Here is a 21,168-nt window from a genome sequence, read left to right as displayed (position 1 = left end):
GGCGGTTCAGTCTGAGAACCAAACGCAAGGTCGATGGGCAGTGGAAGTGGATGATGATGTTGCACAACATCCTGAAAATCCACCGATACGGATGGCAATGGGCGTAGAAGGCGGAGGCAGGAACGTGTTTTGCTCAACACCACCCCCGAATGACCTCCAACGAGAGCAATGCATCAATCGTCCCTTCGCATCCGCTGCAATGAATCACGCCTCGCCGTCAAAAACGGTTTTTCGACAGGCTCGTTATATGCGTAGATTGATCTCGAAGCATGTCTAGCAAAGCATTCACAATCGGATTAGCGTCGACCACACTGGGCCTTGTAGTCGGGGCGGTGATGATGTGGATAGCATGGGAACACAACCCTCAATGCTCTATTCACTGTGATGGAATCATAGACTGGCAATATTGGGTAACAATTGGTAGCTCTTGGTTTGGCATTGTTGTTTTAGGGTGTTTCGCCATCTTTTGGCTTGTCTCACGTTTCTTCAGATCTAAATAGATTGGCTATGGCATATAACAAGCGGGCCAAGTTCGTTCGCTATCGCTCACTGGGACGCTCCGCTTCGCTGCGCGCCCCTTACCCAAATCGTTATCTTTAGAAAAAGGACCTGCCATGCAGACTATAAGAGGAAACCTCACTAGGCTTAAAAAGTCGATTGAGGAAAAACTGCCTGATGACGATGATGTGTTCGGATACCCTGGGATCAATAAGGGTATGTTGATTGCGGTGGTTGATGATGCTTATCAGCTTTCATACCAGCTGGCAGAACTGGAGCCTAAATTTGAAATAACCTTATTAAAAAGAAAGATGTCGCACCTAATTGATGATTGCAAGGAATACCTAAGCAAAGACGTTAATTACTGGGGAAAAGAGAAAAAATTTGATAAATTTCTGTCTGATTTAACAAAAGTCAGAGAAGAAATACGGATCACGTACCTCGTAGTTGTCGATAAAGGGTTGCGTACCGAGAGTGATGCCCAAAGAATATTGTCAGAGTACAAGAGCCTATCAGAAACCTACGAAAGCTATTATGAGCAACTAACTGAAGTCCAGAAGAAGCTCGACGAAATCAATGAAACTCATAGAAAAATTTTGGAACAAGGCGAAGAGTCAGACGAAATTCTTGGTGAGATCAACGAGGCCAAATCCAAAATAAGTAATATACAAACTTCTTCCGAATCAAGTTTTCAATTTACCTCCAAGTATGAATCTGAGGCAAAGGAAAGAAGGCAAAGCATTGTCGAGTTGGAGTCTCAGTTGCGCTCAATCGATAATCAAGCGGAAGATCTAAACGAAAAAGCAGAGAAAAATCGCGTCCAGTTTCAAGCCTTAAAAACACAGCTTGAAGAGCAGATGGAAATCAACAATCAACAACAGGCTGAAATTCAAAACACCCTTGAGAATGCTAATCGAATGGGCATGGCTGGCTCATTTAAAATGCGCAAGGAAGAACTCAACAAGCCGATTATGGTGTGGGGCGTTGTATTTGTCGTCGCCGTAATAATAATTTTCGCAATTGGTTACCACTTCGTTGGACCGTACGTCGCTGGAGTAAAGGCTGTAAACTACTTTGAAGTTGGCATAAAGGTGTTAATGGTCTCTCCGTTTGTGTGGCTTGCGTGGATGAGTGTTAAGCAGTTCGGCTACCTGTCCAGAATACGAGAAGATTATGCGTACAAATATGCGTCGGCAATGGCGTTTGAAGGCTACAAAAAGCACGCAGTAGAAATCGATGAGGATTTGTTGAAACAACTCCTCCAAGTGTCTATTGATAATCTCTCTTTAAATCCTATCCGCCTGTTTAATTCGAAAGATAACCATGCAACTCCCGCAAATGAATTGTTGAAGGATTTGATTGAGGCGGTAAAGCCAAAGAAATCAAAGCCTGACGTAGCTGCGGGTGAAGAATAAGATAACAATGCCATTCACAAGGACGGCGCTGTCGCGCCTCTTCCTGTGAGTTTAATCGTTAGCAGTCATGTTCAACTGCCCGAATTGCCATATTAAATCTGTAACAAACTGGCAAAAGTTTCACGCAAGTGTTTATAAGTCAATACGTTGTTCAGCATGTGGAGTGTCGCTGTCTGAGCCAGGATGGGCAGGTCCAATTGCTCCGCTAGTTTTACTTCTGGGGTTTTATCCAAGGCTTCGCTGAAAATCAATCCTAACCCTGCGTCCGAGGCGACCTGCGCGAAAAGCCGCACAGGCTCCACAACACCACGTAGCGGCTGTAGAAAGACCCTGTAGCTGGTAAAAATCAGGCCATAAAATGGCGGCGGATCTGGCCCGATACAAGGATTACGACTACGGAAAAATGAAGATGCTGCTGGTTTGTTTTGACCGCAGATTCTATCCGGCAGTTTCGAGTAATCGCTCGCTTGGCTGGTCGTCCACGAGCTGGATTTCTCCGGGTTCGACGAGCACTACCGCAACGATGACAACGGCCGCCCGGCCTATGATCCGCGTGTGTTGCTCAAGATCGTGATTGCGGCCTATTCCAAGGGTGGGGGCTTAGGAGACAAATGAAGGTTATTTAGCGCGCCAGAGCTTCAAGTACCTCGAGTCGGCGTTTGGCGCAACGAGTGGATGTTAGGTATTTATCTGCTGTGTTTATGCATTCACGAGCACTTTTCCCCCGCAGGTGTTTGAGCCAGGCGAGAACGCGTTGGTGAAACTTGTCGGCCGACTCGACAGACTGGGCTAGCGCTTTACGGGTCTTCTCCAGACCAAACCGATCGATCTGGGCTTGATTGCTTCCGATCGCCTGCAATAGTATCGATTTCGTAATGCGTCTCGGTTCTGCCTGACCGGCGGCCAACGAATCGGCGACCTCTTCGACCTTCGCTGACAGTTCTCGGTCGCGACTTTTCCAGTCAATAACCTCGCGGAGTTTGCTCCGGCTTGGTGGGACACTCGGCAAAACTGCATCGATCCATTCGCGATCGTTTGCTAGTAGCCATTGCACAGATCGGCGGTTCGTTTTTTTGAGATGTCTTTTGGATGGCCTCATGCCCCGCGCTATCTCGGATTCCACATATCGAAGCACAATGCGGCGCGCGTTTCGGCGCTGTGTACGGAATACTGCGGCGGGGCGACGTTCGGCGACCTTTGGCATGGTGGCTAATAGTCGGTGCAGCGTCATTGAATCCACGTCTAGTCGACGAGCGACGACTTTGAGGTGTGGCTCTCGAAAAAGAAATTTCAGCTGGTTAAGGGGAAACGTTTTTCGCGTATAGGGATGGGGCTTGCTTTCGGCCGTTGCAGCATCCCCGGCGGATTCTGTTTCGCCCGCGAATTGAGCGGGATCATCCCAGAGCATCGACAGAACCAGAATCGCGCATATTGGATGATGAGCGAGTCCGCCGCCCTGCGCCAGGAATGCGGGCCAGTGCTCGGTTCGTTTTTGTCTCGTCGAAAACCCCATTCGCGTAAGGTGCTCTTCGCCATAATGGTCTATCACCATGGACTCGAGAAGTGAGGCGTTTGGGGTCCGGCCAAGCTCCTCTATTCGCTTCTCGATCAAAAACGAGCGGAATTGGCTTGTAGACGTGCCAATACGACCTTCTAGTAGTGCAACGACCCAGCGTGCGTATGCGAGCTCGACATCGTTCGCTGGCTTCGATTGCAGAGGTGACAGCGAATTCATTGTCTCAATTTGTACCACGCCTTCGTTGTCAACCATTCCCCCAGGCAGGGTAGATGCGACGATTAGGGCGGCACGGTGGTCGACGCAAGCCTTTACGCCGTTCACCTGGTGTGCTCGACGGGCATATGCAAATCCGAGGCGCAAGAGATCCTCCTGAATGCATTGCAAACAATATTGACGTACTGGCGTGGTAATTCTGGCGAGGGGCAGCCGGAACTTATTCATCATTCCGGAATAGCGCCCAGATTCAATAAGAGCATACGCTTCGTTCATCCGCTCTATTGGGAAGAACGCGAAAAATAATGAAAGGTAGGCGTGTTGTTGGGCAAATTGCTCAAAGGTTAAACAGTCGGCACCTTGAGTCGATCGGTACAGGCGCCCAATGCCAGCCATTCGCCATGATTCGCCGGTGGTCGCGTTGGTTCCAAGAAGTATCTTCACAGCCCTTTTCCATGGACCCAATCCGTTGGAAATGGCCAGTGTAGAGGCGTAGCTAATAACCGTTTGGTCCGGCTGGGGCTTGGGAATGATTAAGAGGCGCGGATCAGTCACGGCGATCGCGGTAGTGTCTTTGTACCGATCCGATCGCAAGCAGGAGGTCCTGCAGTGAGCGAGCGTGCGCAGTGCTTCCGTCCCAGACCGACAGCACGGTTTCTGTAAGACGCCGGGCGGCCGGCGACTGTTCCTTCTTGGGCCGGCTTAACCCACCGGCGAATTCCCGTAGCGTTTGAACGTGCCCCGTCGCCCGGACGGTTTTGCCAGCCAGGATTCGGCTGATCTGACTCTGGTGAATGCCGGTTGCCTGGGCGATATCCGCCTGAGTCAGTTGCCCGTTGGCAACCATATCGGCCAACAAATCGATTGGTTCGGGCTGAGTATTTGGCAAGACGCAAAACGGCAATGCAGATATGCATATTGTTGCCGAGCGTGGAAGATCGGTCAAGGCCTGGCTGAATCTGCGGGATGTCCCCAAAGCTCAGGTTCGCGAAAAGCTAGGGAGCCGGATTCCAGAGTGACGGCAGATTGGCGACTAGCCATTCCCGATCATGCCGGTACAGCCATTGATAGCCGTTGCCGGGAATGCGCCTCAGATATTTGACGGGCAGTCCCGGGTGCCTTCTGCGCACCGCGAGAAAGCGCTTGCGGTTGTCCTTGCGCGCCTTCTCGAACCGTACCGCCCGCCACTGTTCGCCCAGCTTCGGGTCGCTCGAGAAAAGCCGGTTCACCGAAACGATCGACATGCCGGTCTGCCCGGCGATCTGTATTCGGTCCACTCCGCGCCGGGCCAGTAGCCGGGCCCTGGCGAGCGTCGGGGGATCGATGTGCTTCGCCCTCGACGTGTACGTAATCCCGTGAAGCCTCGCCCACTGCACCCCGGTCGAGGCCGTAACGCCAAGCTTCCTGGCGGCTGCGGTGATAGAAAGCCCCTCGCGCTGGACGAGGGTCAGGAATCGCTTTTCGGCGGGGTTGCGTGCTCGCGGTCCTGCGGTGGAGCCGGCTGCTGCCGCGGGCCTACGCTCCAGTGGCTTGGCCGAGTCGAAATTGGCGCTGAAATCCGCCCAATCCTCGAAGAGCGAGAAAATCAGCAGCAGGTGTTTGATCGGATGCCCCGGTTTGTGACTCGGCCGGATCAGGCTGCAAAACTGGTGGTGGACGGCATCGACAAGCCTTGGAACCTCGCGAAAGCTTCGTGCCACAGTGAGCGGCTCAAGCCGATCGCGGAGGATTGTTTCAAGCCGGTCCATGCGAATCGAGCCACCGGCGGTGATCAGACCCATCGTCTGCAAGCGGTTCTGGTAGGTGACGGCGAGCTGGTCGGGGTCCAATTCGCCCGGTGCGCACTCGATCCACTGCAGTGAAAGGGCGGCCATCCTGACCAGCGCAGCCTCCGGGGCGTGGGCCATCGATTCGGCTTCGGGCTCGAAGTCCTCGATCTCGGTCCAGGGATAAAGCCAGCTTCGGCGGTGCGATGGCACGCTCGTATCGATATGGCGTTCGAGCGTCGCGCCGTGAATCGCGCAGATCGCGACTGACGGCATCTGGTGCGTAAGGCGCCAGTACGCCACGCCGAGATTCGCCTCATCACCGGCTGCGCACCGCGGGCAACGCTTGAGCGAATTCGAACCACCGAACCGTGCCGCAGGAATGCCAAGGTGCATTCGCAGATCCGGGAAAGGGCCATTGAGGATTCGGCTAACAATCCATTCGGCACGCGCCGGTGGCTGATTCGCAAGAAAGTACGGCGCCAGTGTGTGCGTCAGACAAAGTCGACGCCCCAGGTCAGCCTTGCCGCCCATCTGATAGGCCAGCGCTGACAGCCGTGTCGGAAAATCCTGAGGGAACCCTGCGTACCGGTCACCGAACAGCAGCCGGTTGGTCTCCAGCGCACTGAAAATCCCGTTCCATACCTGGACGCGGCCGCACCAGCTGTAGACGGTCTCGTCTGGCAACAGCTCGGGGAAGGAGAAGACACTGGAACTGGTAAACGCAGTAGACATCAGTTCGGGTGGTCCCAGGTACGGTACAGCTCTAGGAGCTTAGCGTATCCGGGATGGCGGATTCCCTGGTTGCCGCTGCGGGAGCGGCGCCAGTCTCGGGTTCCCTGGATCAAGATGATGCCGGGCTCTTGAAACTTCCCTGAATGCACCAATGTGCAACCGATTGGAGGTCAGGTAAATATTTTTTGAGGAAAGCGTCCATGAAAGCAGGAGACATCGTAGTTACGGATTTTGGAGCCTATCAGCATCATTCAGTCGTATCGGATCGACTTGATGAGCAAGGTAAGCCATTTTTGATTTCTGCTACCAAACGTACTGGCACGGTCCGCGAGGAGCCTTGGGAAGTTGTCACGCGAGGAAAGCGCACCTACGTGACCAATACTCCAACGCCGAGATGCCCCAGCCACATTCTCGCTGCAGCCAGGTCAATGATTGGCCAGTGGCACTACAGAGCGCTATCCGGGAACTGCGAGCACTTTACAAAATGGGCCGTAGGCTTGGAGGTGTCCTCGAGTCAAGTGACCGCTGGAGTTGTCGGCGTCACGATTGGTGCTACGTTAGTGACTTCGCTATCGAAGAACCCGAAAGGCACGGCCATTATTGGCGGAATGCTTCTCGGCGGACTCCTGTTCTTGACGACGACAAGGGCGGCGGAGAAACCGACAGCAATTATCGCGTAAGGCTCTTCAAGGCTATTGCATAGGGTGTGCGCGTGAAGGCGATATTCGGCTACTGATAGCTGGAACAGGAGCTCAATGGGATCACGTAGACTTAGAAGAGAAAGATTTTTCTCTGACCATCCAAATTGCTGTTTTTGCGGCGGCGACACCCAAGCCGTTGAAAAGGATCACATTCCTTCTCGCTCGCTGTTCGATGATCGTCAGTGGCCGGAGGAATACGTTTTCCCAGCTTGTACTTCATGCAATAGATGTACAAGTGACGCTGAACGCATCATCGCCCTAATTTCTAGGTTGCATGATGGTGATCCAGGAGAGGGGTCTGAAGCCTGCCTCAGAAAACATGCTCAAGCTGTCGGGCGTCGTAACCCCGATATTCTGTCGGCACTCCAGCCAACTGTTCGAACGGCGCGCAATGCCGCCAAGAAGTATGGGGTAGCGGTTCCCAATGGCAAGGTAAGCACGGAAATGGGATTTCTCGATCTGAGCCATCCGGGAATACTCGAAGCAATCACGATATTCGGGCGAAAGCTGTCTCTTGCTCTGTATTACAAGCATACCGGCCGGATTCTGGGTTCTAGAGGTGGAATTGCAGTCAATTGGTTTACAAACTTGGAATTAACGGCGGGAGAGCTCCCTCCTAAAGTGTTGTCTGTGATGAACGGATTCCCCAAGGTAGAGCGGGCCAACACAAGTCTTGGAAAGCAATTCTATTATCGCTACGGAATCACAGCCTGCAAAACTGCTCTAGGGTTTGTGGCCTATTTTCGACAATCATTCGCAATTCTTGGGTTTGTATCACCGTCTGCGGAACGATTGAAAACCAAATCCGATGTGCAATTTATTCATGGGCCGTTTTCCCGCGAGCATTAAGGTAGTGGTGTTGAGGATAATCCATTCGCGCGCGGAGTAAAGCAACGCCTTACTTGACCTCGACCGCTCTCGCTCGACTCCTCCCGAAGCGATGCTGACCCGCTGAGATCGGGGTCCTGTTGAGGCCGCGCTTGAATTGCTGGTGGACGTGAATGGTATCCGGCCGCAGGAAGCATCGCTGCCTCGGGGCCGGCTTGAATCTCCGCCCGAGCATTTCCGGCCGCGCACAGGTGCTCCCGGCTTTCCGTCTGCCCCGTGGCGTACCGCGGTCTTGGCGGTAAAATCTACCCAAGGCCGGGCGGGATCCTCCCGCCCCGGCAGCGCAACGAGCAAATCCGGGGAATAACAATGATTACGGGAGAACTGAGGTCCAGGATCGACCGCATCTGGGACACGATGTGGTCGGGCGGCATCTCCAATCCACTTTCCGTCATTGAGCAGCTCACCTATCTGCTCTTCATCCAGCGGCTCGACCAGGTCCAGCTGCTCAAGGAGGAGAAGGCGAGTGTCAGCGGTCGGCCCGTCGAGCAGCCGATTTTCCGGACCGACCAGACGCACCTGCGCTGGTCGCACTTCAAGCAAACTGCGCCAGAGAGAATGTTCGTCACCGTGCGTGACGAGGTGTTCCCGTTCATCAAAACGCTCGGACTCAACGGCGATAGGGATCCGGAGAATTCCACCTACACCCACCACATGAAAGACGCCCTGTTCATGATGCCCACCGCCCGGGTACTCGCGAACGTGGTCGATCAGCTCGACAGCCTCAAGGCCGACGACGCCGACACCAAGGGCGACCTCTACGAATACATGCTCGGCAAGATCGCCGCCGCCGGGCAGAACGGCCAGTTCCGCACCCCGCGCCACATCATCAAGCTCATGGTCGCGCTCACCGCGCCGACCCCGAAGGACGTGATCTGCGACCCCGCCTGCGGCACCGCCGGCTTCCTGATCGCCGCCTCCGAGTACCTGCGCGAACACCACTCCGAGGCGATCTACAAAACCGATGCCTCGCGCCGCAAGTTCAACGCCGGCACCTTCCACGGCTACGACTTCGACCCCACCATGCTGCGCATCGGCAGCATGAACATGCTGCTGCACGGCGTGGAAAACCCGGACATCCGCTACCAGGACTCGCTCGCCCAATCCGTTGAGGTGGACGAGGAGAAATTCAGCCTGATCCTCGCCAACCCGCCGTTCGCCGGCAGCCTGGACTACGAGACCACCGCCAAAGACCTGTTGCAGATCGTCAAGACCAAGAAGACCGAGCTGCTGTTCCTGGCCCTGTTCCTGCGCCTGTTGCAGACCGGCGGCCGCGCCGCCGTGATCGTGCCGGACGGCGTGCTGTTCGGCTCCTCCAAGGCCCACAAGGCGCTGCGCCGGATTCTGGTCGAGGAGCAGAAGCTCGACGCGGTGATTTCCATGCCCTCCGGCGTGTTCAAGCCCTACGCCGGGGTCTCCACCGCGATCCTGCTGTTCACCAAGGTCAACCCGCTGGGCAAGAGCGGCGCCGGCGGCACCGATCGGGTCTGGTTCTACGACATGCGCGCCGACGGCTACTCGCTGGACGACAAGCGCACCCCGCAGCCGGACAAGAGCGATCTGGCGGACATCCTCGCGCGCTGGCAAACCCTCCAATCCCCCTCTCCCGGGGGAGAGGGTCGGGGTGAGGGCGAAAGCCAGCGCCCGCGCACCGCGCAGAGCTTCCTGGTGCCCAAGACCGAGATCGCCGGCAACGACTACGACCTGTCCATCAACCGCTACAAGGAGGTCGAGTACGAGGCGGTAACGCATGAAGCGCCGCAGGTGATCCTGGCGCGGCTGGCGCGGTTGGAGGAGGAGATTGCGGCGGGGCGGAAGGCGTTGGAGGAGATGCTGGGATGAGCTTCCCGGAAGTTCCAATTTCCGGATTGGTCGAGCGGTGCCTGACGTGGAACCCGAGAAGCTGTGACTGCGCGGAGTTCGATTACATCGATCTCAGTTCTGTTGACAAGGATGCCAAGCGGATAACCACGGTTGAAACATATGCCTGTGCTGAAGCACCAAGCAGAGCTCGCCAAATTGTTCAAACTGGCGACATCTTGGTCTCTACTGTTCGGCCGAATCTCAATGGCGTAGCCGCCGTTGGTCCAGAACACGACGGCCTGACTGCTTCAACGGGTTACTGTGTCCTTCGCCCAGACGCTCAGTGCCTAGATTCGAGCTTTTTGTTTCATTGGGTGAAGACGGAGAAGTTCATCCAGCGAATGGTTGATCTCGCCACCGGAGCGAACTACCCAGCGGTATCTGATGCCAAGGTAAAGGCTTCGATCATCCCTCTCGCGCCCCTCGCCGAGCAGAAGCGGATCGCGGGGATTCTGGATACGGCGGACGCCTTGCGGGCCAAGCGCCGCGAGTCCCTCGCCCAGCTCGACAACCTCCTCCAATCCACCTTCCTCGACCTCTTCGGCGATCCAAGGCGAGAAGGAACGATGGGTAAGGTTGAGACACGTTCAGCCAATCTTGGCGATCTAACGAGTATCAGAACTGGGAAGCTCGACGCCAATGCCGCCGATGAGAATGGGGCCTATCCATTTTTTACTTGTGCCACAAGAACGCTGCGCATCAATACTCCGGCTTTCGATGGTAAGGCCGTATTGGTCGCTGGAAACGGCGATCTGAATGTCAAATACTACGAGGGCAAGTTCAATGCATACCAACGGACCTATGTCATTGAATCAAGAAATGAAGCCCAGCTTCACCCTCGATTCCTGCATATTTTTTTGGATCTTTACGTAAGTGAGCTACGTAAGATGGCGATTGGAGGAGTTATCAAATACATCAAGCTGCCATACCTCCAAGATGCGAAAGTCGAATTACCGGCGCGCGAGCAGCAGGCGAAGTTCGCCGCCATTGTCGAAACAGTCGAGCGGCAGAAGGCGCTGCTTGTTGATCACCTTGCTGAACTCGACAAACTGTTCACCTCCCTCCAATCTCGCGCCTTCAACGGCGAGCTCTAACGGACGATGAGCAACTTCACCTTCCTGCCCCAGCAATTCCGCGCCATCGCGGAGTCGGCCAGCAAGGCGGAAGGCCACATCCTGGGCGACCCGCGCGCCGCTTGCTTCCATGCCCGCTTCACCCTGGAGGCCATCGTGCACTGGCTGTACCGGCACGACGCCGCCCTGCGCATGCCATACGACCGCAGCCTGGGTGCGCTGCTGCACGAATCGACCTTCCTGAACACCGTGCCCGAGGCCGTGTTCCAGAAGGCGCGGGTGATCCAGAAGGTGGGCAATCTCGCCGTACACCGCGCGCCCGAGGTGCTGCCCGAGCAGGCACGCCAGGTGGTGCGCGAGCTGCACCACGTCTGCTACTGGCTGGTGCGCACCTACGCGCCGCAGGCCTCTCGCGAAGGCGCGGGCTGGCACGATGAGCGCGTGCCGCCAGCGCCGCTGCAAGGCGAAGTGGTGCCACGCGCCGAGTTGGAGGCCCTGGAGCAGCAGCTCGCCGAGCACAACGCGCAGGCCCTCAAGCAGCAACAGGAACGCGACGCCCTGGATGCCGAGCTGCAGGCGCTGAAGCAACAGCTCGCCGAGGTCCGCGCCGCCGCCGAGCAGCAGGCAGACACCCACGACTACTCCGAGGCCGAGACCCGTCGCTACCTGATCGACGTGGAACTGCGCCGCGCCGGTTGGCCGCTGGATCGCCAGCGCGACCGTGAGTACGAGGTCACCGGTATGCCCAACAATAAGGGCGTGGGCTATGTCGACTATGTGCTCTGGGGCGATGACGGAAAGCCGCTCGGTGTTATCGAGGCCAAACGGACCATGAAGGACTCGCGCGCCGGCCAGCAGCAGGCGAAGCTCTACGCCGACTGCCTGGAACAGATGCACGGCCAGCGGCCGATAATTTTCTATTCCAATGGTTACGAGACCTGGATCTGGGACGATGAAACCTACCCGCCGCGCAGGGTCACGGGGTTCTATTCAAAGGACGAGCTGCATCGGCTGATACTGCGTCGTACGCAGCGCAATGCACTGGATGTGGCCGACCTCAAACCGGAGATCGCTGGCCGGCCCTACCAGAAGCGCGTGATCGCAAGCATCTTCGCGCACTTCACCGATGCGCGCCGCAAGGCGCTCCTGGTCATGGCCACCGGTACGGGCAAGACCCGAACCGCCATTGCGCTGGTGGATGTGCTCCAGCGCGCGGGCTGGATCAAGCGAGTGTTGTTTCTTGCCGATCGCCTTGCGCTGGTCACCCAGGCCGTCAATGCGTTCAAGACGTTTCTGCCAAGCTCGAGTCCCGTCAATCTCGTCAGGGAGAAGGACAGGGAGGGACGGGTGTATGTGAGCACCTACCCGACCACCCTGAATCTCATCGACCAGACCGACGATGGAGAGTCGCTATTCGGGGTCGGTTACTTCGACCTGGTGATCATCGATGAGGCGCACCGCTCGGTCTACCAGAAGTATGGGGCGATCTTTCAGCATTTCGATGCGCTTCTGGTTGGGCTCACCGCAACGCCCCGCGATCAGGTCGACCGCAACACCTATGAGCTTTTTGATCTGCAACCGGGAGTGCCGACCGATTTCTATGATCTGGAGACCGCGGTGCGCGAGGGCTACCTCGTGCCACCCCGGGTTCAGCAGGTCGACCTCAAGTTCCCGCGCGAGGGTATTGACTACGACTCGCTCAGCGATGAGGAAAAGGACCAGTGGGAGAACCTCGACTGGGGCGATGGCGCCAATACCCAGCTGGTGCCGAGCAAGGTGAATGCGGCGGCCATCAACAGTTGGCTATTCAACAGGGACACGGTGGACAAGGCGCTCCAGCATTTGATGGAGCACGGCCACAAGGTGGACGGCGGCGATCGCCTGGCCAAGACCATCATCTTTGCCCGTAATCACGATCATGCGATCTTCATCGAGGAACGCTTCAACCACCATTACCCGCAGTACAAGGGTCATTTCGCACGGGTGATCGATAACCAGGCGAAGTACCCGCAGAGTCTGATCGACGACTTTTCGGTCAAGGACAAGGTGCCGCACATCGCGATCTCGGTGGATATGCTGGACACCGGCATCGACGTGCCGGAGGTCGCCAATCTGGTGTTCTTCAAGCCGGTGTATTCGAAGATCAAGTTCTGGCAGATGATCGGGCGCGGCACGCGCCTGTGCGAGAACCTCTATGGGCTTGGCGAGGACAAGCAGGATTTTCGGGTCTTCGACTACTGCTTCAACTTCGATTTCTTCCGCGAGAACCCCATGGGCATCGAGCCCGGCGCCGGGGTGGCATTGGGAACGCGCCTTTTTCGTTCCCGCGTGCAGCTGCTTGCTGCTGTTCAGGCCGCGCCGGACCTGGATGCCGAGGCTAGGCTTGAAACCACGCTCGTCGATCGCCTGCATGGTGAAGTCAGTTCGATGAATGTCGAAAACTTCATCGTTCGCATGTATCAGCGCGAGGTGAAACGCTTCACCGCCCGCGAGATATGGGCCACGCTCACAGAGGACGACTGCGAGGTGCTTAGCCGAAAGCTCGCCCCGCTTCCAAGCGAACTCGAAACCGATGACCTCGAATCCAGACTCTTCGACCTCACCTTGCTGCGCATGCAGCTGGCCCTCACGCAGGCCGATCAGGCCGCGTTCGAGCGCGGACGCCAAACGGTCGTCGAGTTGGCCTCGCTGCTCGAAGAGAAGACCGCGATTCCAGCTGTAAAGGCGCAACTTGGGTATATCCAGTCATTGCAGACACCTGAGTTCTGGGAGGGGATCACCCTTGCGCTAGTAGAGGAGTTGCGCACGCGATTACGCGGCCTCATTCCGCTGCTGGACAAGAAAAAGCGCAAGGTTGTCTACACGAACTTCGAGGACGAGGTGCTCGGCGTGCGCGACGAGGATGTTGTGTCGATGCCGACGATCACCAGTGCGCAGTACGAGAAGAAGGTAAAGGCCTATCTGCAGAATCACCTCAATCACCTCGTGATCCGAAGACTTCGCTCAAATCAGCCGTTGACGCCTACCGACCTTCAGGGGCTCGAGCAGACCCTGGTGGAGATCGGCGAGAAAGAGGGCGATGCGCTGCTGGGTGACCTGCTGAAGCGAAGCGAAGCGCCGTCACTGCCCTGGTTCGTGCGAAGCATCGTCGGAATGGACCGCGCTGCAGTTCAGTCTGCGTTCTCCGAATTTCTGGGCGACCGAAGCCTGACCGCACAGCAGATCCGATTCGTGGAGTTGGTGGTCGACCAGCTCACTGCGCGAGGGGTGATGAAACCGGAAGCGCTCTACGAGGCCCCGTTCAGCCTGTTGCACATGGGGGGTCCCCGCGAACTCTTCCGCGGTAAGGACAATGTCGTCGAGGGGATCTTTCAGGCTCTCCGGCGTGCGGACCCGGAGTCATTCAGCGATCCCGTTTCGCCCGAATCAGTCGATCGTGCCGGGCCATAAAAAAATTCGCTCAAGCGCTCGTGTGACGCCCGACGGCCCCATGAAACATTGGTCCTAAACTAACCTGCCAAACGTAAAATCGGCGCGACAACAAAACACAAGGATGACAGCACAGATTCCCGAGATCATTTATATCGATGGAAAACGCCGTTCTCTGCTTTCCTGTCCTTCGATCCCAAAGGGCCATCCAAGCATTCGGAGACTCACTGCTGACGAGCTCGAAGAACGAGGCGTCTTGTTATCCACTGCGCTGTGGAGGGAGTACATCGGCACATGGAAGATCAAGGACGAACATCTATTACTTGTCAGCCTGAAAGGGCGTTTTGTCCTCATCCGCAAAGGGCCAATTCTTGCCGACTGGTTCTCGGGCGTTATCACGGTGGCGCGGGGCAAGTGTCTGCAATACATCCATGCAGGCTTTGGAAGTATCTACGAGCAATATGAGTATATAGCTATCGAGAATGGGATCGTCGTTGACAGTTTCGTAGTAGACAATGCGGAACGCCCCGTGCTTCGCTGACTGCTGGAATGATCGGCGTGGGTGGCAAGCGTCTCAGACACTCCGAGGGTTGTCCGTGTAAGTTCAATCCATGAAGTGCTTCTTGACTGACACGCTCAACTGACTCACTTTACCGAGTCATCGAGTTCCAATTCGCGGGGTAAAGAATATGCGAATTGAAATTACGCGGGCCTGCTCAGAGGTGAAGTTTTACTTTCGTCGCTTTGGCCCGGCTTTTCCAGAGCATAAGTCTAGAATTCAGCCCCCGCAATCTGCCTGGAGCTGACTGTCTAGTCCCGTTTAGTACCCAGGCCGAAATCGACGGAGCGCACGTTATTCACCTGCACCGGCCACCCGGTCTCTTTCTTTCTCATTCGAGTGGACTTATCGAGCTGCCAGGCGGCGGCCAGTGCAATCACGAACGCGTGAGTGCCCCACAGCCAAAGATCCTTCGCGGGCAATAGCAGGGCGATCAACGCCATCCATACCGAGAACACCAGCAGGGAAATTCCAAACCGCCAGCGAATCCGGACCTCGGGGCTTTCGACCACCAAGGCGCCGCGCATCAGTTCCTCGAGCTCGGGATCGGTGGTGACGCTAAGGCTGTCTTTCATGCGACCAGCTCCAAGGTTTCACGGATGAGTTTGGGATCGATCTTGTCATTCAAATCTCGGCGCTTCATGAAGTAGCGGACCAGTTCCATACGTTTTTCGAATGGCAGGGTGATCCCGCGATCCGAAAGAAAGTTCTCGATCGTGAGCTGAATGCTGTCGTGTGCGGCCCAGTCGAATGGTACTTGCGGTTCCCGATCGCCGGTCAGGATGTAGTGGGTATCAACCCCAGCCAAGTGCGCACGCTCCAGGTACTCGGAATCCGGAACACGGGTTCCGGATTCGTAACCGTTTTGCGAGGGCGCGGAAACACCGCACCGTGCGGCTAGTACCGCCTGGGTCAGGCCCAGCCTCTCGCGCTCCTCACGCAGCCGCTGGGTGATTTCGGCCTTCGGCATAATTAAACAAATTAAATATAAAAAGTCAATAAATTGACATTCTTTGTTTAAAGATTATAAGATATAGAAAGATCACCAGAGAGAGGGATTGGCATGGGGCTGGCGACGCGCGAGGAACTGAAACAGGCGTTTTCCGAACGCGGAATCAGCGTGGCCGAGTGGGCACGATCGCGCGGCTATGACGCCCAGCAGGTCTATGCGGTACTGTCCGGGCGGTCCCAGGGGCTGCGCGGCTCGGCGCATGAGATTGCCGTGGCGCTCAGACTCAAAGCGCCGCCGACGGCGCTATACAGCCAGCTCGATCTGCCGATTTCCGATGGAGGTCGGACTGACACACAGAACACGACGGTTGTCAGGCCCTTGCCTGGCGCCGGCACTGAAGTGAAGAGGATTGGGAAATGAAGGGCTAGTTGAGAGACGCCGAGGGCCGACGCTTGTGCTAGAAGCGCCGACCCTCGTTACTGCTGCGCAGTAGCGTAGATACGCCTCCTACATACTGCGTCCTGCTCCGCCGGCTGTCAACCGGCGCGTCCCCCGCTTGCCCGTTAAACGCTAGATGGCGGCAACTAGTTGCTGCCCCAAACGAGGCGACCACCGCCGAGGGGGCGCGTATGAATCTGGATCCCAAACGTATGGACGCCATCGTGAAGCGTCAGGATCCGCCACGGTACGGTCCACAGTACCAGGCGTCGATTCGGGCGACGCGGCAGGAGGCCCCGAGCCGCTCACGTGCTGCGATCGTGTACTCGAGTCGATACGGGCGCGGGATTCACCTTCTCTCACGCGCCGAGCAATGGGCCGCTGCACTCGCCTCGTACCACCCAAAGATCGTGGAGCTGCAGGAGCAGCGCATGCTCCACTGTTGGCCCGCACCTCACCCGGCGGCCGGCCTCGACCCCGTGATGGGCGTTTCGCTCCCCCCGCTGCGGGGCACGGTCGATGTGGCGGAGCGCCTCGGCGCGCTCTCCATACATCCCTGGGTGACGGTGCCGGACCCGGTCGATCCCCATATCACGCACCGCCGGGCATATCCCTATATCGGTGACCTGCTGCTGTACCTGCGTGACGACAGCGGCGCTATATATAGTGTGAACTGGACCGTAAAACGACTGGCGGCTGCTTTCGATGCACCGTTTGGCGATCGGTTCGCCAGTGCGAAGCGTCGATACAACACCGATCTGCGTCACCGCATCGAGGAGATCTACTACGCCGACGCCGGAATACGCACGGTTCGCGTCGTGGGGGAGGAGATTGATCGTCAACTTGCCGCGAACCTCTGGTACCTGTGGGTCCGCGCCGAGCGTCCCTGCGCATTGAGCGAGGCCGCTCAGCAAATGATCGTCGATGCACTCGCCTACGGGATGGGTCAGCATTCGGCTCCGATCAGCACGATCTCGATCCTGAGCACGACCCGTGGTTGGGACCCCCAGGCGTGCATGTCGGTGATGTATCGCGCTATCTGGCGTCGCGAGCTGCGGGTGGATCTCTACGCACCCATCCTGCCGGACTACCCGCTCATCCCAGAGCGGCGCGACGTGCTGGTCGACTACGCACATTGGTTCGCGCCATGAGTGGCGTCGGAACACCGATTATCGCGCCCGAGGGGTGGCGAGAACTGACAATCGGCAACACCTACTACTACGCGGGGCGCTCCAGTGATGGAGAGTTCTCGCTGATTTGCCTATTTAGCCCCACCGGGCATGGCGTATCGCTATACAGGGTGCGATCGTCAGATTTCGAAACCGCGCTAATGTCTGGGTTATTGCGCCCGGAAACCGAAGGCAACGGCATCCCGCCATGGCTTGCCGTACCCGGCGCCGACGGATCGCTGACACAATTGCCCACCCCTACCGCGGCGGCGGCGCGACGGGCCGAGGATCGACTGAAAAAGATCCGCCCGCTCCTCGATCACTCCATCGAGGTGCTCTCTGCGCGAAAACCATTGTCGGCGATCAATCGCTTCGCGCGCTCGTCTACTCCGCAAATCAACCGATGCCATGCGCCTGTGTGGTTCTTTTCATGCATCATTTTCGGCGCCGCCCCTCAGGCGTTGTTGCCGCGCTTTTTCGCCTGCGGGGGCGGAGAGCACCAAAATCATTGTGGTCGCAAACTCGGCAGGCCATCCCAAGAGGGAAGGCACAGCGGGTATCCGTCAACGCCGGAAATGCGTGCGAAGATTGTCGCATCCTACCTGATAAGGCGAAAAAAGCAGCGGCCGATTGTCGAGGCGTACTACGACTCTATTCGACACGATTTCGGCTGCGTGGAATCGACAGCGGCGGCCGGGAAGAAAACGCTGCATCATCCCGACGGCGATCCGTTTCCCAGTTATGAGCAATATCGGTATGCCATACAACTCCACTACAGCCAGGCAGATATACACCGGTATCACTATGGCGAGGAGCGGTATCGCCAGAGACGCAGCCCGTCGCGCGGCAAATATACGGAACAGCTGTCATCTCTGATGCAGGCCGTGGAGGCAGACGGATACTACGTCGCTGACGTGCCGCGCGGATTCACCGATGCATTCGAGATGCCACCGGTCTGCGTGGTCCGGCTGTCGGATGTACTCTCCAGCATGGGTCTGGGTGTTGGATTTTCTTTCGGATCCGAAACCTCGCGTGCATATCGCCAGGCGTTTTTTTGCGCAGCCGTCGGTCCCGCGTTCTTCGCGCGAAAATTTTTCGGTTTGCAAATTTCCGACTCGGATTGGCCCTGCAAGGGGATACCGCTCAGTGCCACAACTGATCGTGGGCCGGGGGCCGGTGCGCTGGATGGCCGCGATCGACGACGGTTTCCTACGGCTGCAGAACTCACCGCTTCTTACGATCCGCAGGGCAAAGCAACGGTCGAGGGCGGCAATCCGAAAACGATCCGAATGATTGGCAAGCCAGAACACTTCGCGAGCGATCTGACCTATTTCGAAATTATCCAGCGCGAGATACTGCGCGAGCACAGACGAAACAACACGGCCGACATATCCAAGAAATACAGCCCTACTACCGCCAACGTGGCCCCAGTGCCAGCCGCGTGCTGGGACTACTACGACGGGCGGTGGCGCAACGATGCCGTGCAGATTGACTTCGCGAGCGCGGTGCGAGCCTACCTCGATCGGTTCGAATTTTCGGTCAAGGAGGATGGCGTGTACCGGCACGGTGTTCGCTATGACGCTGAAGAACTGCGTGATACCGGTCTTCTGCATCGTTACATGCGCGAGGGAGCGATTACCGTAATGGGCTACGCACTGGGTGTGTCGATGCGCTATGCCTGGATTGAGTACCAGGGGGTATTGATCGAGGTCGAGATTCGCCCACCTTCACAAGCCCACGATCGTGAAATGAATCTGTCAGAAGTCGATCTGCAGACAGCCTATGCAAAACACCTTTCCCTCCAGCGGGGCCTGCGTGAAAACAAGGCCGCCGTCGATATTGCGGTGAAAAATATGTACCAGCAGTCGACCGGGAAGGATTGGTATGCCGGGCGACGTCGTACTGGCGCGAAAAAGGCCAAGACCAGAAAGGCAACCGCCGAACTGAGCATCCTGAAATCGGTCACTACACCGTAGCAATGAGAGCCATGTCGTGGAATACGTGGTCATCCCGACGGTTCCGAACTCGCACCGACGCAAAGCTCGCGGAAATGCTACGTTTTGATGCATCCCCTGTAGCGGGACTGCTGACCATGGACGCCGAAATTGCGGTTGCCGAGCTAGACGCTGCCCTCTCCTCGCTATTCGTCCCAAACCACCAGGCGGTAGAGATCGCTGCTCGGGCGATGGGTATGGCGCAGGCGCATCACGTACGTTACTACTCCGATCCGGCTAATTTCGCGCGGGGCGTGTTCGCGACCAAATCTCCTCTATCGCCCGGACGCGTGCCGGTCTGTTTGACCGGATTGGCCGGTGTGGGAAAGTCGAGCCTCCTCTCGAGGATAGTTGCCCTAATGCCTGCTCCGTGTGAGGTACGGGTGCCGCAGTACTCCAAATATGTCATCGAAGCGGTGTGGCACTATCGAGTGCGGGGCCGGCCGACACTAGCCCAATGCTACCTCGATCTGTTGTGCCCGGAGGACGAGGGCAAAAACCGCTATAACGCGCGTGTCCTTGACGAGCTTGTGCGAAAACGAGCGTATCGCCACGGCGTGAGCATGTTGGTCGCCGACGAACTGCAGTTTTTGACTCGTAGTGCACGGGCCAATGTGCTCGCCACGACCTTTGTGCTGGCTTTGGCTGATATCGGTGTACCGTTCATCTACGGCGCGAACTACAGCTTGGTGCGCAGGCTTCTGGCGCGGCCGCAAGAGGACATCGATCGACTGCTAGCCCATCCGATTGTGCTGATGCCGCCGGCGTCCGACAGTGCCGAATGGCGAGAACTGCTGGCGCAGTACACGGCGACCCTGCCGGGGGTGTTGAGGATCGGCCGTGAAGGGGATGTCGAGAAAATTCACTTTCTGACCGCTGGCTTGCCGCGAAAGCTGAAGAGCTTGGTCCTGACGGCCTTCCGGAGGATGAGGAGCGCCGGCGAAAAGTGGATTGATCTCGTCGCCCTAGAGCGCGCGTACGAGAGCGAGGAGTTCTCTACGAACCGCACCGAGGTCGTCGAGATCAATCAGGCCTTGCTCACCGGAAACACACGGCGGAGGGATCTGCTGTGTCCGCTCGATCTACCCAAATCGTCTACCGCCCTGGCAAGGGAGGCGGCCGTCAGGGCAAGGAAGGAGGAGATGGCCCGGAAACTCGCGTTTGCGACCCAACCGAAAGTTGAGCGTGACCGGGTGGCCGGCCCGGCGCCAAAGGAAAAAAGGGGGGCCTCTGGCGGACGTTCGCGGCGCCGAGCCGCCCCGACCCTTGATGAGTTCAGGGGGACGGAGGAGCTTTTATCCGGCGCGAGTACCAGGGGCGACGGCTCGTAGGGGCGAGCGAAGCGAAACGGGCATCCGAACTGCGGGCCTGCTGACCCGGCCGCAGTAAACGTGCAGATCTGACACCTCTACCCAGTAAAGGGCGAGCAGAAGTGGGCGTTGGACCGTGACCGAGCGCAGCGGACGCGACAATGAGCGATCGGGAGCCTTGTCACCACTTGGTGGGGGTGCTACGTTCTGAATAGAAAACAAGGGTTCTACCCCGATAACACAGACATTTCAAAGGTGCGTGATAATGGGCGTAGATAGCTACGTTCATCGATTATCGAGCCGCTGGTTCGGTCGTACACTATGTCCCTGAGTCCGATAAACCAAAAAGCGCGTTGGATGTACAGACTTTTCGCGGAATTCATAAAGGAAGCAGCCTAAGAGAGACAACAGCTTAGGGGTTGGAATGTACAGACTTTATTTCAGGGGACCAGTTGGTGTAACAGATGAATAAAGTCGTAAACTTTTAATAAAGTCGTATCACTTTGATGGGGTCGGTAGCACTGCTGTCCCACATTTTCCTCAGGCCCATAGCGCCAGCTGAGGTGGACTGGATTTGTCGACCGGTGGCCGCGGTTTGATCAGTGCCATCAGGTCGCTTTTCGCAAACAGATTGGCCTGCAACACG

At 57.1% G+C, this 21,168-nt stretch carries 16 protein-coding genes; 11 read left to right on the top strand and 5 right to left on the bottom strand.

Annotated features, from left to right (window positions below):
• Nucleotides 1–614 precede the first annotated feature (614 nt).
• Nucleotides 615–1,913, top strand: a complete 1,299-nt coding sequence (locus tag KDG50_03400; GenBank protein MCB1864449.1) for a hypothetical protein — start codon at nucleotides 615–617, stop codon at nucleotides 1,911–1,913.
• Between the two features lie 622 nt (nucleotides 1,914–2,535).
• Here KDG50_03400 and KDG50_03395 read toward each other — a convergent pair.
• From KDG50_03395 to KDG50_03385, 3 genes are all read right to left on the bottom strand, one after another.
• Nucleotides 2,536–4,200, bottom strand: a complete 1,665-nt coding sequence (locus KDG50_03395; GenBank protein MCB1864448.1) for a TniQ family protein — start codon at nucleotides 4,198–4,200, stop codon at nucleotides 2,536–2,538.
• Nucleotides 4,193–4,501, bottom strand: coding sequence for a helix-turn-helix transcriptional regulator (locus KDG50_03390; GenBank protein ID MCB1864447.1), 309 nt, complete (start codon nucleotides 4,499–4,501; stop codon nucleotides 4,193–4,195). The genes KDG50_03395 and KDG50_03390 overlap by 8 nt, the downstream gene beginning before the upstream one ends.
• 139 nt (nucleotides 4,502–4,640) lie before the next feature.
• Nucleotides 4,641–6,146: a TniQ family protein gene (locus KDG50_03385; GenBank protein MCB1864446.1), complete on the bottom strand. Its 1,506-nt coding sequence runs from the start codon at nucleotides 6,144–6,146 to the stop codon at nucleotides 4,641–4,643.
• A 200-nt stretch (nucleotides 6,147–6,346) separates the two neighbouring features.
• On the opposite strand from KDG50_03385, the gene KDG50_03380 reads away from it, so the two are divergent.
• The 6 genes from KDG50_03380 to KDG50_03355 all read left to right on the top strand — a co-directional run bounded on the left by KDG50_03380 (nucleotide 6,347) and on the right by KDG50_03355 (nucleotide 14,641).
• Nucleotides 6,347–6,826 carry a lecithin retinol acyltransferase family protein gene (locus tag KDG50_03380; protein ID MCB1864445.1) on the top strand — a complete coding sequence of 160 codons (480 nt, stop codon included), beginning with the start codon at nucleotides 6,347–6,349 and terminating at the stop codon, nucleotides 6,824–6,826.
• A gap of 75 nt (nucleotides 6,827–6,901) precedes the next feature.
• Entirely contained in the window at nucleotides 6,902–7,696 is a 795-nt protein-coding gene (locus KDG50_03375; GenBank protein MCB1864444.1) for a hypothetical protein, read from the top strand.
• Nucleotides 7,697–8,044: 348 nt separating this feature from the next.
• Nucleotides 8,045–9,577 (top strand): SAM-dependent DNA methyltransferase, encoded by a 1,533-nt coding sequence (locus tag KDG50_03370; protein MCB1864443.1) that lies wholly within the window; start codon nucleotides 8,045–8,047, stop codon nucleotides 9,575–9,577.
• Nucleotides 9,574–10,692 (top strand): restriction endonuclease subunit S, encoded by a 1,119-nt coding sequence (locus KDG50_03365; protein MCB1864442.1) that lies wholly within the window; start codon nucleotides 9,574–9,576, stop codon nucleotides 10,690–10,692. Before KDG50_03370 ends, KDG50_03365 begins: the two co-directional genes overlap by 4 nt.
• A 6-nt stretch (nucleotides 10,693–10,698) precedes the next feature.
• On the top strand, nucleotides 10,699–14,121 hold the full coding sequence (locus KDG50_03360) for a DEAD/DEAH box helicase family protein (GenBank protein ID MCB1864441.1): 3,423 nt from the start codon (nucleotides 10,699–10,701) through the stop codon (nucleotides 14,119–14,121).
• A 103-nt stretch (nucleotides 14,122–14,224) separates the two neighbouring features.
• Nucleotides 14,225–14,641, top strand: coding sequence for a hypothetical protein (locus KDG50_03355; GenBank protein MCB1864440.1), 417 nt, complete (start codon nucleotides 14,225–14,227; stop codon nucleotides 14,639–14,641).
• Nucleotides 14,642–14,910: 269 nt separating this feature from the next.
• On the opposite strand, the gene KDG50_03350 is transcribed toward KDG50_03355, so the two are convergent.
• Together KDG50_03350 and KDG50_03345 are read right to left on the bottom strand one after the other, a co-directional pair.
• Nucleotides 14,911–15,234 carry a hypothetical protein gene (locus KDG50_03350; protein ID MCB1864439.1) on the bottom strand — a complete coding sequence of 108 codons (324 nt, stop codon included), beginning with the start codon at nucleotides 15,232–15,234 and terminating at the stop codon, nucleotides 14,911–14,913.
• The gene (locus KDG50_03345) at nucleotides 15,231–15,629 is read right to left on the bottom strand and encodes a helix-turn-helix transcriptional regulator (GenBank protein MCB1864438.1); all 399 of its coding nucleotides are present in this window, start codon (nucleotides 15,627–15,629) and stop codon (nucleotides 15,231–15,233) included. The genes KDG50_03350 and KDG50_03345 overlap by 4 nt, the downstream gene beginning before the upstream one ends.
• A gap of 93 nt (nucleotides 15,630–15,722) precedes the next feature.
• Between KDG50_03345 and KDG50_03340 the strand changes: the two genes are divergently transcribed.
• From KDG50_03340 to KDG50_03325, 4 genes are all read left to right on the top strand, one after another.
• Nucleotides 15,723–16,031, top strand: coding sequence for a DNA-binding protein (locus tag KDG50_03340; GenBank protein ID MCB1864437.1), 309 nt, complete (start codon nucleotides 15,723–15,725; stop codon nucleotides 16,029–16,031).
• Between the two features lie 209 nt (nucleotides 16,032–16,240).
• The gene (locus tag KDG50_03335; protein ID MCB1864436.1) at nucleotides 16,241–17,200 is read left to right on the top strand and encodes a hypothetical protein; all 960 of its coding nucleotides are present in this window, start codon (nucleotides 16,241–16,243) and stop codon (nucleotides 17,198–17,200) included.
• Entirely contained in the window at nucleotides 17,197–19,194 is a 1,998-nt protein-coding gene (locus tag KDG50_03330; protein MCB1864435.1) for a hypothetical protein, read from the top strand. The genes KDG50_03335 and KDG50_03330 overlap by 4 nt, the downstream gene beginning before the upstream one ends.
• 74 nt (nucleotides 19,195–19,268) lie before the next feature.
• The gene (locus tag KDG50_03325; GenBank protein ID MCB1864434.1) at nucleotides 19,269–20,543 is read left to right on the top strand and encodes a hypothetical protein; all 1,275 of its coding nucleotides are present in this window, start codon (nucleotides 19,269–19,271) and stop codon (nucleotides 20,541–20,543) included.
• The last annotated feature ends 625 nt before the right edge of the window (nucleotides 20,544–21,168 follow it).

The organism is Chromatiales bacterium (assembly GCA_020445605.1).
Classification (GTDB): domain Bacteria; phylum Pseudomonadota; class Gammaproteobacteria; order JAGRGH01; family JAGRGH01; genus JAGRGH01.
This window is presented reverse-complemented; position numbering and strand designations above follow the sequence as displayed.

What these genes read in the sequence shown, in the direction of transcription:
- KDG50_03400 (MCB1864449.1), top strand. Translation starts at nt 615, where the DNA reads ATGCAGACTATAAGAGGAAACCTCACTAGGCTTAAAAAGTCGATTGAG.
- KDG50_03385 (MCB1864446.1), bottom strand. Translation starts at nt 6,146, where the DNA reads ATGTCTACTGCGTTTACCAGTTCCAGTGTCTTCTCCTTCCCCGAGCTG.
- KDG50_03380 (MCB1864445.1), top strand. Translation starts at nt 6,347, where the DNA reads ATGAAAGCAGGAGACATCGTAGTTACGGATTTTGGAGCCTATCAGCAT.
- KDG50_03375 (MCB1864444.1), top strand. Translation starts at nt 6,902, where the DNA reads ATGGGATCACGTAGACTTAGAAGAGAAAGATTTTTCTCTGACCATCCA.
- KDG50_03370 (MCB1864443.1), top strand. Translation starts at nt 8,045, where the DNA reads ATGATTACGGGAGAACTGAGGTCCAGGATCGACCGCATCTGGGACACG.
- KDG50_03365 (MCB1864442.1), top strand. Translation starts at nt 9,574, where the DNA reads ATGAGCTTCCCGGAAGTTCCAATTTCCGGATTGGTCGAGCGGTGCCTG.
- KDG50_03360 (MCB1864441.1), top strand. Translation starts at nt 10,699, where the DNA reads ATGAGCAACTTCACCTTCCTGCCCCAGCAATTCCGCGCCATCGCGGAG.
- KDG50_03355 (MCB1864440.1), top strand. Translation starts at nt 14,225, where the DNA reads ATGACAGCACAGATTCCCGAGATCATTTATATCGATGGAAAACGCCGT.
- KDG50_03350 (MCB1864439.1), bottom strand. Translation starts at nt 15,234, where the DNA reads ATGAAAGACAGCCTTAGCGTCACCACCGATCCCGAGCTCGAGGAACTG.
- KDG50_03345 (MCB1864438.1), bottom strand. Translation starts at nt 15,629, where the DNA reads ATGCCGAAGGCCGAAATCACCCAGCGGCTGCGTGAGGAGCGCGAGAGG.
- KDG50_03340 (MCB1864437.1), top strand. Translation starts at nt 15,723, where the DNA reads ATGGGGCTGGCGACGCGCGAGGAACTGAAACAGGCGTTTTCCGAACGC.
- KDG50_03335 (MCB1864436.1), top strand. Translation starts at nt 16,241, where the DNA reads ATGAATCTGGATCCCAAACGTATGGACGCCATCGTGAAGCGTCAGGAT.
- KDG50_03330 (MCB1864435.1), top strand. Translation starts at nt 17,197, where the DNA reads ATGAGTGGCGTCGGAACACCGATTATCGCGCCCGAGGGGTGGCGAGAA.
- KDG50_03325 (MCB1864434.1), top strand. Translation starts at nt 19,269, where the DNA reads ATGCTACGTTTTGATGCATCCCCTGTAGCGGGACTGCTGACCATGGAC.